At 59.8% G+C, this 15,506-nt stretch carries 10 protein-coding genes; 7 read left to right on the top strand and 3 right to left on the bottom strand.

What is annotated here, in order from left to right; genetic code table 11:
• The first annotated feature begins 6 nt into the window (after positions 1–6).
• From FIU89_RS14950 to lhgO, 5 genes are all read left to right on the top strand, one after another.
• A complete protein-coding gene (locus FIU89_RS14950) occupies positions 7–2,079 on the top strand; it encodes a hydantoinase/oxoprolinase family protein (protein WP_152493336.1) in 2,073 nt (690 codons plus the stop codon).
• 3 nt (positions 2,080–2,082) lie between these two features.
• A complete protein-coding gene (locus FIU89_RS14945) occupies positions 2,083–3,861 on the top strand; it encodes a hydantoinase B/oxoprolinase family protein (RefSeq protein WP_152493335.1) in 1,779 nt (592 codons plus the stop codon).
• Positions 3,862–3,876: 15 nt separating this feature from the next.
• Positions 3,877–5,241, top strand: a complete 1,365-nt coding sequence (locus FIU89_RS14940) for an aspartate aminotransferase family protein (RefSeq protein ID WP_172978122.1) — start codon at positions 3,877–3,879, stop codon at positions 5,239–5,241.
• A gap of 17 nt (positions 5,242–5,258) precedes the next feature.
• A complete protein-coding gene (locus tag FIU89_RS14935; protein ID WP_152493334.1) occupies positions 5,259–6,695 on the top strand; it encodes an aldehyde dehydrogenase family protein in 1,437 nt (478 codons plus the stop codon).
• 96 nt (positions 6,696–6,791) lie between these two features.
• Complete coding sequence (gene lhgO, locus FIU89_RS14930) at positions 6,792–7,985, top strand: L-2-hydroxyglutarate oxidase (RefSeq protein ID WP_152493333.1); 1,194 nt, start codon at positions 6,792–6,794, stop codon at positions 7,983–7,985.
• A 20-nt stretch (positions 7,986–8,005) separates the two neighbouring features.
• On the opposite strand, the gene FIU89_RS14925 is transcribed toward lhgO, so the two are convergent.
• Positions 8,006–10,840: an FAD-binding and (Fe-S)-binding domain-containing protein gene (locus tag FIU89_RS14925; RefSeq protein ID WP_152493332.1), complete on the bottom strand. Its 2,835-nt coding sequence runs from the start codon at positions 10,838–10,840 to the stop codon at positions 8,006–8,008.
• Positions 10,841–10,902: 62 nt separating this feature from the next.
• Between FIU89_RS14925 and FIU89_RS14920 the strand changes: the two genes are divergently transcribed.
• Entirely contained in the window at positions 10,903–11,802 is a 900-nt protein-coding gene (locus tag FIU89_RS14920) for a LysR family transcriptional regulator (RefSeq protein ID WP_152493331.1), read from the top strand.
• On the opposite strand, the gene FIU89_RS14915 is transcribed toward FIU89_RS14920, so the two are convergent.
• Complete coding sequence (locus tag FIU89_RS14915) at positions 11,761–12,249, bottom strand: TonB-dependent receptor plug domain-containing protein (protein ID WP_254701694.1); 489 nt, start codon at positions 12,247–12,249, stop codon at positions 11,761–11,763. The two genes, FIU89_RS14920 and FIU89_RS14915, sit on opposite strands and share 42 nt — an antisense overlap.
• Before the next feature lie 32 nt (positions 12,250–12,281).
• On the opposite strand from FIU89_RS14915, the gene FIU89_RS22845 reads away from it, so the two are divergent.
• Positions 12,282–12,413: a hypothetical protein gene (locus tag FIU89_RS22845; protein ID WP_302848995.1), complete on the top strand. Its 132-nt coding sequence runs from the start codon at positions 12,282–12,284 to the stop codon at positions 12,411–12,413.
• Between the two features lie 1,625 nt (positions 12,414–14,038).
• On the opposite strand, the gene FIU89_RS14910 is transcribed toward FIU89_RS22845, so the two are convergent.
• A complete protein-coding gene (locus FIU89_RS14910; protein WP_152493329.1) occupies positions 14,039–15,478 on the bottom strand; it encodes a hypothetical protein in 1,440 nt (479 codons plus the stop codon).
• Between the last annotated feature and the right edge of the window lie 28 nt (positions 15,479–15,506).

The following is a 15,506-nucleotide window of genomic DNA, read 5'->3' as shown; positions in this document are numbered from 1 at the left end:
CGCTTCATGAGCTACCAAGTTTGCATCGACATCGGTGGGACTTTCACGGACTGCCTGGTCGTCGCACCCGATGGCGAGGTGCGTATCTTCAAATCACCCACCACGCCGGGCGAATTCGAAAACGGTTTCGTCAACGTGCTGCACGTCGCGGCGGAAGGTTATGGGCTGGAACCTGCGGAGTTCATCGCCCAGATCGACCAGATTGTGCATGGGTCGACCGTATCCACAAATGCGCTTGTCGAGCGCAAGGTGGCCCGCACGGGCGTGATCCTGAACGAAGGACACAAGGATATCCTGACACTGCGCGAAGGCCCGCGGAAAGGCGCCTTCGAGTGGAAAATTGACTATCCAGAGCCTTACATCCCCGCGTCGTTCACGAAAACGGTCAGGGGCCGGATTGATGCGCGCGGCCACGAACATGTGGCCCTGGACGAGGCGCAGGTACGCGAGGCCGTGCAGGCCCTGATCGATCGCGGTGTCGAGGCTATTGCCGTGGGGTTGCTCTGGTCGGTCGTGAACCCGGCGCATGAACTGCGCGTTTCAGAGATCATCCGCGAGATGAAGCCGGACCTCGCCGTATCGCTGAGCCACAAGACCAACCCGCTGCCGCGCGAGTACAAACGCATCATCGCAACGGCGATCGACGCGTCGATTAGCCCGGTCATATCCTCTTACATCTCCAAGCTGGTCAAAAAACTGGACGAGGCGGATTTCAGCGGCGAGCTTCTGCTGGCCAACTGCGTGGGCGGGATGATGCCCACCGAGACCATGATAGAACAACCGATCTATTCGGTTATGTCGGGCCCAACGCTCGCCCCGATGGCCGCGCTGGCGCTCACCGACGAGAAAGACGTTATCGTCGGCGATATGGGCGGGACCACCTTTGACGTCTCGGCGCTGCGCGACCACAAACTGATCATCACGCCGGATTCGATGATCCACGACGACGCGCTTGGAATTCCGAAGGTCGATGTGCGCTCGGTCGGGGCAGGGGGCGGTTCCATCGCTCAGGTCGATGTGGGTGGCATGTTGCAGGTTGGTCCGCATTCGGCCGGGGCGCGTCCGGGGCCGGCCTGTTTCGACAAGGGCGGAGACAAGCCCACCGTGACAGATGCCAACCTGCTGCTCGGTCTCATAGATCCGGACTACTTCCTTGGCGGCGCCTTCCCATTGCGCCGCGACTTGGCCGAGCAGGCTGTGAAGCCGCTGGCGGACGAGCTGGGCGTGAGCGTGGAAAAGGCGGCCTATGCCATCTACACAACTGCCAACCACAACATGGTCGGCGCAATCGAAGACATTACCATCCGCGAGGGGCTGAACCCCCGCGACAGCTATTTCGTCGCTGGGGGTGGCGGCACCGCTTTGCATATCGCCGAGATGGCCGACGTGATGGGACTTTCGAGCTACATGATCCCGCGCTTCATGGCTGGCCTTTCTGCCTTTGGCGGACTGATTTCCGACCTGCGCAACGATTTCTCCGGCGCGCTGCATACCGACGCGCGGCGCTTCCGGCTGGATGACGTGAACCGGCTGATCGACGACCTGCGCAAGGAGGCGAAGGCGTTTCTCGAGACCGCCCGTGTACCGGAGGATCAGCATGCGTTCGAACTTAGCTTTCAGGGACGCTACGAATACCAATCGTGGGAGATCGAGGTGCCGTTCACCCTTGAGAATGGCAAGCTGAGCGAGGCAGATATCGAAGATCTGTCGAAACGGTTCCACGAGATGCACGAACGCATCTACTCGATCCGCAACGAGGACGACACGGTAGAGTTCACCCGCTGGAACGTCCGGGCCATCGGCAAGCGTGACACAATCGATACGTGGCGGGCCGGCCAGATCGCCCCGCAGAACGGGGCGCCCGCGCCCAAGGCGCATCGGTCGGTCTGGATTCAGGAGGGCGTCGATGGCGGCTTCCGCGACTTGCCGGTCTACAACCTGAACGACCTCGGCGCCGGCGCCGAGGTGTCCGGCCCCTCCGTCGTCGAGGCAGAGACCTACACGGCGATCTTCCGTCCCGGTCACGACTTCAACGTCGATGATCTCGGCAACCTTCTCGTCACTATCAATCGGAGCTGAGCCATGAGCACGACCCAGCAGACCCGACTCGACCCGTTTCTCGTTTCCGTGCTGAAAAGCCGGTTCGAATCCATCGTCCGCGAGATGACGCTCGTCGTAACCAAGGCGAGCCGATCGGCCGTCATCAAGAACGCCAAGGACCTGAGCTGCGCGCTTCTGACCTATGATCACCGCCTGGTGACGACAGAGGATGCGCTGCCGATCCACGTCACTTCGATGGATGTGGCCACGCGCCCGATCACCGAATTCTTCGATGACGTGAAACAGGGCGACATCTTCCTGAACAATTCGCCTTTCACTGGCGGCACCCACCACGCCGACCTGATCATGGCGCTGCCGGTCTACTTCGACGGCGAGCCGCTGTTCTGGGCGGTGGCGCTGTCGCACCATGCCGATACCGGTGCGCCGGAGCCATCGACGTACCTGCCATATGCCAAATCGATCTTCGAGGAGGGCATGCACTGGCCCTGTGTGCGGGTGGCGGAGAACTACGAGGAAAAAAAGGACATCCTGAGGATGGGCGCGCTGCGCAACCGGGTGCCCGACCTGTGGCTCGGTGACGTGCGGGCGCAGAAGGGGGCCGTGCTGACCGCAGAGAAGCGCATCGTCGAGCTCTGCGAGAAATACGGGAAGGACTCGATCAAGGACTTCGTGGAAGACTGGTTCGACTATGCCGACCGTCGTGCCAAGGCCGAGATATCGAAGCTTCCCAAAGGCACCTATGATTACCAGATCTCGCATGACCCGGTGCCGGGCGTGGCCGATGAGGGCATTCCAATCAACCTCAAGATCGAGGTCGACCCGGAGGCCGGCGAGATCACCGTCGATGTGCGCGACAATATCGACTGCGTTCCCGGCGGGCTGAACCTGACAGAAAACACCTGCCTTGGCGCCTGCCGGATCGGGGTATTCAACAACCTCGATGCCAGCCTTCCGCATTGCTATGGCTCTGCGCGGCGGATAAACGTGCTGATGCGCGAGGGGTCGGCCATCGGCAAGCCGGTCTACCCGGCAGGCACGTCCGTAGCGACGACCAACGTGAACGACAGGCTCACCACAGCGGGCAACGCGATCTTTTCAAAGATGGGCAAACCATTCGGCCAGGCCGAGGGTGGGCCGCACCTGCCTGTGGGCATGGCGGTCATCTCGGGACAGGACCCGTTCAAGGACGGACAGACCTACGTCAACCAGATCTTTGTCGGCTATGCCGGGGGCGGGGCAAACCATGGCCATGACGGTTGGCTGACATATTGCGGGCCGGCGAATGGCGGTTTGATCACGCTTGATAGCGTCGAGGTGGATGAATCCATGTACCCCTTCATTATCGAATCCCGCGAAGTCGAGGCCGATAGCCAAGGCTATGGCGAGTTCGAGGGCGCGCCGGGCGTGCGGGGGGCCTATTACCCTCTCGATCACGACATGACCGTTATGTACGCGGCCGATGCCTCGACCTTCGCACCGCGCGGCGTGCTGGGTGGACTCGACGCAAACCCGACGAAGTCGCGCAAGAAAACCCGGGCGGGCGAGGTTGTAGATCTACCCGCCTTCAACCAGGAACTCTGCGGCGACGGAGAGAAGATGATCTTCAACTCCTGCGGCGGAGGAGGTTACGGCGATCCGTTGGATCGCGAGCCGGCCCGTGTCGCCAAGTCTGTCAACCTCGGCTTCATCTGCGCCGACACGGCCCGCGACGTCTACAAGGTCGCGCTCTCCGGCCCGGACGCCTCCGGGCGGTACGATGTTGATTCCGAAACCACCGCAACCCTGCGCAAAACTGCCTGATCATTAGGTGATATCATGAATAAAATGCTTCCCAACTCCGCCGAGGCGCGCGACGTCGCCTATCACTTCCACGCTTACACGAACGCCCGCGCCCACGAGAAAAATGGCCCCGTGATCATGGAGACGGGCAAGGGTGTCCGCGTCTTCGACAACAACGGCAAGTCCTATATCGAGGCGATGGCCGGACTGTGGAGCGCCGCCGTTGGCTTCGACGAGGAACGCCTTGCGGACGCGGCTTATCAGCAGATGCGCAAACTGCCATTCTACCACAACTTTTCGCACAAATCGCACGGCCCGGTGGTGGACCTTGCCGAGAAGCTGATCTCTATGGCGCCGGTGCCGATGTCGAAGGCGTTCTTCACCAATTCCGGCTCGGAGGCCAACGACACGATCATCAAGCTGGTCTGGTATCGCTCGAACGCGTTGGGCAAACCGGAGAAGAAGAAGATCATCTCTCGACTGAGGGGGTATCACGGGGTGACCGCACTATCGGCCTCGCTGACCGGGCTGCCCAACAATCACAGGTCCTTCGATCTGCCCTTCGACGGAATCAAGCACACCACTTGCCCTCATTACTGGAAGGACGGTCAGGAGGGCGAGACCGAGGAAGAGTTTGCCACCCGCTGCGCCGAGGATCTGGACGCGATGATCCAGGCAGAGGGGCCCGACACCGTTGCCGCTTTCATCGCCGAGCCGATCATGGGCGCCGGCGGGGTCGTCGTGCCGCCGGCTACCTACTGGGAGAAAATCCAGGCGGTGCTGGCCAAGTACGACATTCTGCTGATCGCCGACGAGGTGATCTGCGGCTTTGGCCGCACCGGCAAGATGTTCGGCTGCGAAACTTATGGGATCAAACCGGACATCATGACCATGTCCAAACAGATCACGTCCTCCTACATTCCGTTCTCATCCTTCATGATCAACGAACGGGTCTATGAACCCGTCGCCGACGAAAGCAACAAGATCGGCGTGCTCGGCCATGGTTACACAGGCGGCGGACATCCGGTTGGCGCGGCCGTGGCGCTTGAGAACATCAAGATCATCGAAGAGCGCAACCTTGTGCAGAACGCGGCGGAGACCGGAGCCTACATGCAGGAGCAACTCGGTGCGCTGCTGGGGCACCCTCTTGTCGGAGAGGTGCGGGGCAAGGCCCTGATCGCTGCGGTCGAGGTGGTGCCGCCAAAGGGCCGCGAGGCCGACTTCAAACCGGGCGCACTGGGTGGACGGCTCAACGCGCTGATGGCAGAGAACGGTGTCATCTCGCGCAACATGATCGACGCGCTGGCCTTCTGCCCGCCGCTGATCATCACGCGCGAGGAGGTGGACGAAGTTGTCAGCACCCTCGGCCGCAGCCTCAACCAGCTTGAAGCCGAACTCTGAACAGAGGCCTAACAGATATGACAAGACAGAACTTCATAAACGGCGCATGGGTTTCAGGCGCCGGAGAGACAGAGAACGTCAACCCTTCGGACCTTTCGGACATCATCGACGTCTATGCACAGGCTGACGCAGGGCAGGCCGGGGATGCCATCGCGGCGGCCCGTGCGGCGCTGCCCGGGTGGCGTTCGGCGTCGCCGCAGGCAAGGGCTGACGCGCTGGATTTCGTTGGCACGGAGCTACTGGCCCGCAAAGAAGAACTGGGACGGCTGCTGTCGCGCGAAGAAGGCAAAATCCTCGCCGAGGGGATCGGCGAGGTGACGCGCGCTGGCCAAGTGTTCAAGTTCTACGCGCAGGAAGCGCTTCGTGTTGCCGGCGAGTTTGTCCCCTCGATCCGCGCTGGCGTCACGGCTGACGTGCGCTACGAGCCGGTGGGTGTCGTGGGGCTGATCACGCCGTGGAATTTCCCTGTGGCAATTCCAGCCTGGAAGGCTGCGCCGGCGTTGGCCTATGGCAATACGGTCGTGCTGAAGCCCGCAGAGCTCACCCCCGCGATGGCATGGGCGTTGACGGAAATCCTGTCGCGGTCGGGCATTCCCGACGGTGTTTTCAATCTCGTGATGGGGCCGGGTCGGGTCGTCGGCAACACGCTGTGTGTCTCCGAAGATGTTGACGCGGTATCCTTTACCGGCTCCGTGTCGACTGGGCAGACGGTGCGCGAGACGGTGGCGACACGCGGCGGGAAGGTCCAAGAGGAGATGGGGGGCAAAAGCCCCTTGATCGTTCTCGACGATGCCGATCTCGAAAACGCCGTTGGCTGTGCGATCGGCGGGTCGGTCATCTCGACCGGTCAGCGCTGCACGTCCAACACGCGGATCATCGCGACGCCCGGTATCCACGACCAGCTGCTCGACGCGATGGTCCAACGGACAGAGGCGCTTCGGGCCGGCCACGCGCTTGCGGATGGCAGTGATCTGGGGCCAGTTGTCGACGCGCGGCAGCTGAAGGTCAACGAGAGCTATCTGCAGATCGCGCGCGACGAGGGCGCCGAGATCATGTGCGGGGGCGAGCGTGTCGAGCGCGACACCGAGGGTTTCTTTATGTCGCCGTCGGTAATCGGTCAGGCTACCAACCAAATGCGGCATGTCCGCGAAGAGATCTTTGGCCCTGTCGTGAGCCTGCTGAAGGCCGATGATTATGACCATGCTCTGGCCATCGCGAATGACAGCGACCTCGCGCTTTCGTCGGGAATCTGCACCCGGTCTCTGAAACATGCCGAACATTTCAAGGCGCATTCAGATTCTGGCATGGTGATGGTCAATCTGCCGACGGCAGGGGTGGATTACCATGTGCCGTTTGGCGGGCGAAAGAAATCGAGCTATGGCTCTCGTGAGCAGGGCCGCGCGGCCCGCGAGTTCTTCACGTCGAGCAAGACATCCTACACCCTGCCGGTGTGACCGCGGTCCTCATCCCGCGGATCTGGCGCGCGCGCTGTTCTCCCGGCGCGGGCGCCTCTTACCTTTCTTTCTTGCGTCTTCGGAAAGGCCGTTCGCATGACAAACCATGATGTCGTAATCGTCGGCGGTGGTATCGTCGGCCTCGCTACTGCACGCGATGTGCAGCGGCGCCAGCCGGGTGCAAAAGTGCTGTTGCTGGAAAAGGAACCGGCCGTCGCGCTGCATCAGTCGGGTCGAAACTCCGGTGTGATTCATGCGGGTGTCTATTATGCGCCGGGAAGCCTGAAGGCGCGGTTCTGCGCCGAGGGGAAGGCGCAGATGCGCGCGTATTGCGATGCGCGGAGGATTCCCTACGAGATGTGCGGCAAATTGATTGTTGCCGTTGACGAAGACGAGGTGGCGCGGCTGAAGGCGCTCGGCGAACGGTCGCGGGCCAATGGGATCGAGATCGAGGCGCTGGACGGGGAACAGTCGCGTGCGCTGGAACCCGATATCCGCGCGGAGGCGGCGTTGCTGTCGCCCTCGACCGGAATCGTCGATTTCGGCGAGGTCGCCCGAAGCATGGCACGCGACGTGACCGAGGCAGGCGGCGAGATCCGGTTTGGCACCCGGGTCACGGGTGGCGCGGAAACGGTCGCGGGGGTTCGGGTCGAAACCAACCAGGGGCCGGTGTCTGCCGGAAAGGCGGTTTTCTGTGCGGGACTGTGGGCGGACCGCTTGGCGCGAGACTTCGGCGCCGAGGTGGATTTTCGGATCATACCCTTCCGGGGAGAATATTACCGCATCCGGAATCAGCGCTCGGACTTGGTCCACCACCTTATCTACCCGGTACCCGACCCGGCGCGCCCGTTCCTTGGTGTCCACCTGACGCGCAAGATGGACGGGGGGTTCACGGTGGGTCCGAACGCCGTTTTAGCCCTGTCGCGCGAAGGCTACAAGCGAAGCGATCTCGATGTTCGGGACACACTTTCAGTGCTGGGGTATCCGGGGTTCTGGAAGCTGATTGCGGCGAACTTCGGATCGGCCTCGCAGGAACTGTCAGCATCTCTCTTCAAGCGGTTGTATCTCAAGCGGGTGCAGCAATATTGCGCGCGGATCAAAGGCACGGACCTCGAGCCGTACCGCTCCGGCATCCGGGCGCAGGCGGTGTGGAAGGATGGCCGCATGGTCGAGGATTTCTTGTTCCGCGAGACAGAGCACACGCTGCATGTTTGCAACGCCCCGTCCCCGGCGGCTACCTCAGCGATTCCGATCGGTCAGCATATCGGCGCGCGGTTGCTGGGCGGTTGAGGCAGGGCGCACCAGTCAGTTTACTGGCGCAGGGCTTCGGCAATCAGGCCCATCGGGTGACGCAAATCGTGATCGGAGAGGCGGCTGGCCTGACAGCGGCAAGAGAACCCAGTTGCCGCTACGGGCTGGTCCGTCTCGACCTGCGTGCGCCATGACAGATCGAAAAGCGCTCTGGAAACGCCCTGGTGCCGCGACTGGTGGCCGAAAAGACCCGCCATGCCGCAACAACCCGTGGCCGGTGTTTCTGCCTCGATCCCGATGGTCTGGCAAATGCGGGTCCACATTGCGCCGCTCTTCTGTACGCTTGTGGCTTCCGTGCAGTGAGACAAAAGGCGCATAGATGTACCGCCACGGACGCTCGGAAACGTTTTACCAGTCTCAAGTTCTTTCACGAGGAATTCCTGCACCAGTAGGACCTCGGGAACAGCAAAGCGGGCCTTGGGGTAATCCTGCCGTAGCATCATGACGAATGCCGGATCGAGGCCCACCAGTGGCGCGCCGGTTTCGGCGGCACCGCTGAGCTGTTGGGAAAGGGCCTGGGCCATCTTCTCGAACCCCCTACGATCCCCCATCGTCAGCGCCGCCTTGCCCGCCGGTCTCATCTCAAGCAGCCGCGGACGAAAGCCGAGGGCACGCAGCCCCTCCGCGATATCCTCGATCACCTGCGCGTCAAAAAGCGCCGTGAACCAATCCTGCACAAGCAGCACAGTGCCGTCGGGAAGGGAGGTGGTCGCCAGATCCTTGTCGGACAGGCGAAGAGACGGGGCCGCTTGGCCGGCAAGACGGCGAGGCAGGTCCTGCGTGCCGGTGAGGCGCTGACCGATGCCTGCAAGAAGGGGCCACACGGGCGACAGGAACGGGGATACCGCTTTGAATTGCCGGCTCATTCGCTCCGCGAGAAGTGTCAGGCGGTCCGCGAAGGGGCGGATGTGACGGCTGTAATAGTCCTCGTAGAAGATCGTGCGCATCGTGGGGATGTCAACCTGAACCGGGCAGGAGGATTCACATGCCTTGCAGCCGAGGCAGCCGTCGAGGGTATCCAGCAGGTCCGTCTCAAGTTGATCGTCAGTGTGTCCCGCGGCATGGAGGCTATGCCATTCACGCAACGCGTCTGCGCGCCCCTTCGGACTTTGGCGCAGATCGCTGGTCGCTTTGAACGAGGGACACATCGGCGTGCTGTGCGCGTAGCTGAGACATTGAGCATTGCCATTGCAGCGAAAGACTCGTTCCAGCGGATCACCCTCCGGCGCATTGAACTGGCGGAACGGGGTGGTCGCGATGCCCATGATCGCCTCGCCATTCCCGGTAAGTTTACCGGGATTAAAGCGCCCTTCCGGATCAAACGCCTGTTTTACTCCCTGAAGCGCAGCATAGGCCTCTTCGCCGATCCACGGCCGAAGATAGACCCCGCGCACCCCTTTGCCATGCTCTCCCCAAAAGATGCCGCCGTACTTCCGGGTCAGGTCGAATACGGCATCTGATATGGCAACAAGCCTGTCCCTGTCGTCTTCACTGTCAATGTTCAAGGTCGGACGAAAGTGCAGACAACCGACATCGGCATGCCCGTAGATGCCGAAAGACAAGCCGTGGCTGGTGAGCAAGGCGCGGAAATCGTCCACGAAGGCCGGCAGGTTTTCCGGGGGCACGACGCAGTCTTCGACAAAGGCGACGGGCCGGGCAGGGCCGTCTACCTTGCCCAGAAGGCCGACGCTGCCCGAGCGGATGGCCCACAATCGCTGGATTTCGGATCGGTCGCGCGCTTGGTAGATTTCGTCTACGCCGGGCAGCTCGGCCAGAATCTCGCGGCAGTGTGCGATCCGCGCGGCGACGGCCGCCGGGTCGTTGCTGTTGAATTCAATGAAGGTATAGGCGATCTCACGCCCCGGCACCGCGCGCAGCGCGGCTGGCAAACCGTCGAGCAACCCCGAATCCGATGCGATTTTCTGGACCGTTTCGTTCATCACCTCGATAGCCGTCGGCTCCGCGGCAAGAAGCGGGTTGGTGGAGGACAGGGCATTGCGGAACCCGTCGAAGCCGACGACCAGCAGTTGCTTTTCGCTTTCGATGCGGCGCAGTTTCACCCGGATACGCGTGATCAGGCCAAGCGTGCCTTCGGCCCCGAGGAAAAGACGCCACCATTCGAACCCACCGTCAGGCGGGCAGGCCCGTTCGAGATCGTAGCCGGTGAACCGCCGGTTCAGGCGTGGGGTATTCGCCATGAAGGCATCGCGCCCTCCGCGTGCGGCCTGCTCGGCGCGGTGCAGCATTGGGATGGCCCATTCGGGCAGCCTCTCGTTGCTTGACAGAAGGCCCTCGGGGCGCGCGATCTGCAGCGCAAGGATATTGTCGCTGGTCTTACCGTAAACCCGAGACCCCTTGCCGGAGGCGTCGGTGCTGACCATCCCGCCGATCGTGCAACGGGTCGAGGTGGAGGTTTCCGGCGCGAAGAAAAGCCCGCTGGGCCGTAGTTGCTCGTTCAGGTCGTCAAGCACGAGGCCCGGCTCAACCTCGGCCCAACCTTCTTCAACGTTCACGTCAAGCAAACGGTGCATGTGACGCCGGGTGTCGATGATAAGGCCACGGTTCAGGCTTTGCCCATTGGTGCCTGTCCCACCGCCACGCGGCGTGACCGCGACCGAGGCAAATTGAGGCTGAGACAGCACGGAGGCGATGACAGCGCAATCGGCGCTGTCGTGCGGTGCGACAACTATGTCGGGTCGGATTTGGTAAATCGAGTTATCGGTCGACATTGCCGAGAGCAAAGCGGTGTCGTTTTCTATCTCTCCCTCGAACCCTGCGCGGCGAAGCGCTTGGGGCAGGGTGTCCTGGCTGAGGCTCTTGTCGTGCTCGGTCATGTAAGCTTCCTATTCAGAAGCCCCTTGAACCACATCTCAACGCTTCGTAAAATCAGTAATTAATGAAGTTAAATTCGGCAAATACGAACTTCAACATTCGGCACCTACGGGCCGTGATGGCCGTGCAGGCGCATGGATCTTTTTCGCGGGCGGCCTCTGCCCTTGGCGTCGTGCCTTCGGCCTTGTCCGAGACGATCCAGCAGCTTGAGACAGCCGTGGGCGCCCCATTGTTTGATCGAAGCCAACGCCCCCCGGCGCCGACAGCTGCCGCAATGACCTTTATGCAGGAAGCCGCCCCTTTGTTGGATGGTCTCGACCGTGCGATAGCCCGGCTGCAGACGCGTGGCGTTCAAGGGATCGGGACGCTTTCTATCGGGTGCAGTCCTTCGGCGATCAATGAACTGGTTGCCCCGGCGATATCGCGGTTCCGTAGCAGTTATCCAGATATCCGGCTGCGGATTCACGACGATATCGCGGAGACACTGGCGCGGATGGTCGTGGAGGGAGAGCTTGACCTCGCGGTGGCCGGCCGGGCGCTGCATTCGCCGGACCTCAAGCAGGAAGAAATCTTGCGCGATCCCGTCGGCCTGGCCTGCGCGAGCGGACATGCCCTGGCCGGGCGCACAGATCTGACCCTGAAGGACATCGATCCGGGCGAGGTGATCTCACTCAGTCCGGGGACCGGAACGCATCAGTTGCTTGCTTCAAGCACCCTTGTTCCCCAAGCCTTGCGGGTGGGCGCGATCGAGGCGCATTCCACGATCGCGCAACTGGCGATGATCCGAGTTGGGCTTGGCGTCGGTCTCCTGCCTCGGAACGCGCTGATGCTGTTCGGGGACCCTTGCCTTGCATTCGTTCCGATTGCCGATCTTAAATTGTCCCGGACCTTGTTCATGCTTTTGCCGGCGCAAAGACCGCTTTCAAAATGGTCCCGCGCTTTCGCCGAAGGTCTTCGGCGATAGACTTGTGTACGGTGATAGGGTAGCCCAGCATGACACTGCCCCCCATTTGTCGGGCACGTTCTTGGTGATGACCTTGATCACCCCGCCCGAGGCTGCCGAGCCATAGAGCGACGACATCGGGCCACGGATGACCTCGATCCGTTCGATGGCCGAGGCGGGCGGCAGGTAACCGCTGCGCTGGCCCGTGCCCCACCCGTTGTAGAAAGCATCCTGCGAGGCCCCGATGGGCTTGCCGTCGATCAGCATGAGGACGTAATCCTCGCCAAGGCCGCGAATGGTGATGTTGTCCCCACCGAGTTTGCCGCCCTTTTCGACCGAGACACCGGCGGTGTCGCGCAGAAGATCGGCGATGGTTTCGACCGAGCGACCCTCGAAATCTTCGGCGTCGATCACGGTGATCGAGGCGGGCGCGTCGTTCAGCAACTGCTCGAACCCGGCGGCGGTCAAGACCAGCGTGCCAAGGTCAGGATTATCGCTTTATGTCCAAGATCGAAGCAGACACATACTTCGACGTCGAATGGGCGGATCAAATCGACGTGGGAGAGCAATCCTTTAAGACCCAGGACGATAAAGTGATGACGCTCCTTGTCGCCAAGAGCGGCAGTGTCTAACGTCAGCACCTACCGGACAGATTTAGGTGTTTGAGGAACGGAGGATTTCTGAACCATTTCGATTTCGCGGAGATACAATGGTATCTCCATGGTCTTCGCCGAAAGCAACCTTCCGCCGTCAGATGTTGCCATAGTCGTCATTCCACTTCTCTCTGGTAACCCAGCGGTGCAGGATGAGCCTTGAACTCAGGCACGACGGAAGACGTCTGAGCTTGCGCTACGACTAACTTAACTTGCTTGGCGATCGAGTTCGTATCGGTCTGGGAGCGTTGTTTTCCAGAGCGACTTGGTCACCCGAACGATGGAGGTTCTGACCACAGGCATATAGTTGGAAAAACCGACACGATCTGGGAGCATCGCCATCTTCAATTGTGATCAGAAGCGGGGCAGAGCAGGGAATCCCACGCTAAAGTGAATGTTGGCTCCGAACAGATATGGCTAATTCAGGCAGATTTCCCCGGTGAGCGGGGCGAAAAAATTACCGATCTGGCGGATCAAAGCTGATTACGGTATTATCGCCAGTACACGAAGGACGAAAGAGTTGACCAAGATCATTCAGACATTCCCAATACCTTCCAACTGGAAGCCCTCGAGTGATAAAGACGGCGGCAAGAAGAAATAGGGGTTTCCCGACCAAGTCTTTGTGCTTCGAGGAATAATGTTGAACAAGAGTTATGTTGGCGTAGGCCAACCACAAGGCTTCCAAGAAGTTCTCAGTTGTTCTGTTCAGGTCCAGATCAATAGATCTTGCTGTCCGTTATCGCCAATCTACCGAAATGTTCGTTAAGAAGTTGCAGCGATCATCAGAAGCCGAAGATGAGTTCTACTTGTACCTGAAGCGCCTACGACGCGGTGTTTGTCTTGACGCGTCCGGGAACTTCGTTGCTGCGAGAAAGGCCATTTCCCTTTGAGCTCAAACAACCAACCTGGATTTGGCCCGGCTTTTCAACGTGGGTCGCTGCAAATCTTCTGCAATTTATTATTCCTCCGATGAATGCGTTCAGACAATCGAACATTTTCCCTGCGAAAATGTCCGGACCCTGGGCTCTCCGCTATCTGTGAAAGAGCGCTCGTTGCGCGCGTGTGATACGTGTTGCCTGTGCAATCCATAATCCGATGAGCTTGCGGTCTGAGCAGTAGCTTTAGCGATCAAGTGTGTTTGGCGCAGCATGTTGCCTAAAAGTGCGCGAGTGGACATTTTCCCTGCGAAAATGTCCGGACCCTGGGCTCTCCGCTATCTGTGAAAGAGCGCTCGTTGCGCGCGTGTGATACGTGTTGCCTATGCAATCCATAATCCGATGAGCTTGCAGTCTGAGCAGTAGCTTTAGCGATCAAGTGTATTTGGCGCAGCACGTTGCCTAAAAGTGCGCGAGTGGACATTTTCCCTGGGAAGATGTCCGGAATATAGACATTCTCAGGCCAGTGCTATCAGGCATCGCACTCATGCATCAAAGAAATCTCGAGCTACTGTGCCGGTCAATACTTCAGAGGTTTTGCGCGGAAAGCATGCTCGAATGAGCTTCGCCAGATCATTTGCCGAAGTTCATGCCGGAAGGTGATACACGAGGTGATCTTGTGACTTGAAATGAACTGCAGTACTGGATTTTGTTTCTTCATGACTGCGGTCATGATTTGAGTTTGAAACCTTCGGCCTCCAAGATTTCATCAATTCGACTACTAAGTTTGTCGTAGCTTCGTGGCTGCCAGCTCGAAGTTGGGAAAGCAATCATCTCTGCGTACAGAGCGCGCAGTCTGAGATCGGTCTGATCACCGTAGATTTCTCTGCCCCGAACCTTTCTTAGAGAGTGCCCCATGAGTTGCGCGCGTTCCTCGTTATCAATCCCAAGGCGCCGCATGCGGCTCTCATATGAATGTCGCAATCCACCGATCGTGTGCTGCGCAGACGGAAAAAGACCGTTGTCTCGGAAATATTTGTTGACGGTGTTGTAGTAGTTCGCGTTCCCACGGAACCTTGGGAAGCCTTCTGGATGTCGTCGCATAGCATCCAAGGCCGCTCCCAGAAGCGGAACACGACGGATCGAAGCACCGGTCTTAATGTCGCGTGACACGTGATTCGCCTGAGGGTCGGACTCGTGATCAGGCATTTCAACACGGATCCAGATATGCGGCACGTCAGCATCAAGGAGAATTGAGTTTTCCGGTAAGTCGAAGATCTCCGCTTCTCGGCAGCCAGTCTCCGCGCATATGATAACAATATCTCGCGCCTCTTCGTTCAACCCGGACATCGCATCGCTACCAATGATGGTCTCCTTGATCCAGAGGGGGCTAAACTCCGGCTTTCGACTTTCGCTTTGCTTTGACTCCCAAGGCTGCTTCCGAGCAATCCGAACGCCGTCGAACGGATTTTCGAACTCGTCGATTTCGAGGTCCGCGTAGAATGCGTCAATCATTCTCTTTAGATACCCAAGGTGCTTATTGGCGTACCCGGTTTCCACGCGCCCGGTTTCGACGATCTTCTGCCAGTAGCGGCGCACGGAATATGCATCATTCTTTGTGACTTCCACGATCGGTTTGTCTCCGACGCTTTCATTAAAAACTTTAGATGAGCGTAACCATTTGGCGCTCCAGACTCGACGTTGGCGATTGTTCTTGGCGCGAACCTCAGGTTCAAGTATCCGGTCCATCTTGCCTGCCAGCGTTGAAACGCTTGTGTCGGGCAATTCAATCCCACCCATGAACGATGCGAACTCATTTGACGTACCGGATGGGTCGAGGCGTTCGGCTTGGTTCAGGCGATCCAAAATGTCATGGATCGAGGCTTGCGCCAGATGCTCTGCGGGAAGCGGACGCAAGTTATGAGTTTTGAGAAGGGCCAAAGTCGCATCATATGCTTCTTTGGATGAAGTAGATGCAGAGCCGGCGAGCCGAGCTTCGAGCTCGGCGAGCCATTGCTGTTTGATTGCTGGGATGAGTGTCAGCGCCTGTGATTTGCTGTCAGTGCCGAGTGGTTGTGTGAGGTATGCTGGCGGGTGTACCTTTTCGAACCGTTTGGGACGACGCATCCTGAACCAGTAGGTTCCGCCGCGCTTCCAGAGATGCTTCATGTATGTCACCTAAACTGTATCACATTTA

The sequence above is a fragment of the Roseovarius sp. THAF27 genome (genome assembly GCF_009363655.1).
Taxonomy (GTDB): Bacteria; Pseudomonadota; Alphaproteobacteria; order Rhodobacterales; family Rhodobacteraceae; genus Roseovarius.
This window is presented reverse-complemented; position numbering and strand designations above follow the sequence as displayed.

Excerpts from the sequence above, each read along its gene's own strand:
- FIU89_RS14925 (WP_152493332.1), bottom strand. The coding sequence starts at position 10,840 with ATGACCGAGCACGACAAGAGCCTCAGCCAGGACACCCTGCCCCAAGCG.
- FIU89_RS14940 (WP_172978122.1), top strand. The coding sequence starts at position 3,877 with ATGAATAAAATGCTTCCCAACTCCGCCGAGGCGCGCGACGTCGCCTAT.
- FIU89_RS14910 (WP_152493329.1), bottom strand. The coding sequence starts at position 15,478 with ATGAAGCATCTCTGGAAGCGCGGCGGAACCTACTGGTTCAGGATGCGT.
- FIU89_RS14950 (WP_152493336.1), top strand. The coding sequence starts at position 7 with ATGAGCTACCAAGTTTGCATCGACATCGGTGGGACTTTCACGGACTGC.
- FIU89_RS14935 (WP_152493334.1), top strand. The coding sequence starts at position 5,259 with ATGACAAGACAGAACTTCATAAACGGCGCATGGGTTTCAGGCGCCGGA.
- FIU89_RS14920 (WP_152493331.1), top strand. The coding sequence starts at position 10,903 with ATGAAGTTAAATTCGGCAAATACGAACTTCAACATTCGGCACCTACGG.
- FIU89_RS22845 (WP_302848995.1), top strand. The coding sequence starts at position 12,282 with ATGTCCAAGATCGAAGCAGACACATACTTCGACGTCGAATGGGCGGAT.
- lhgO (WP_152493333.1), top strand. The coding sequence starts at position 6,792 with ATGACAAACCATGATGTCGTAATCGTCGGCGGTGGTATCGTCGGCCTC.
- FIU89_RS14945 (WP_152493335.1), top strand. The coding sequence starts at position 2,083 with ATGAGCACGACCCAGCAGACCCGACTCGACCCGTTTCTCGTTTCCGTG.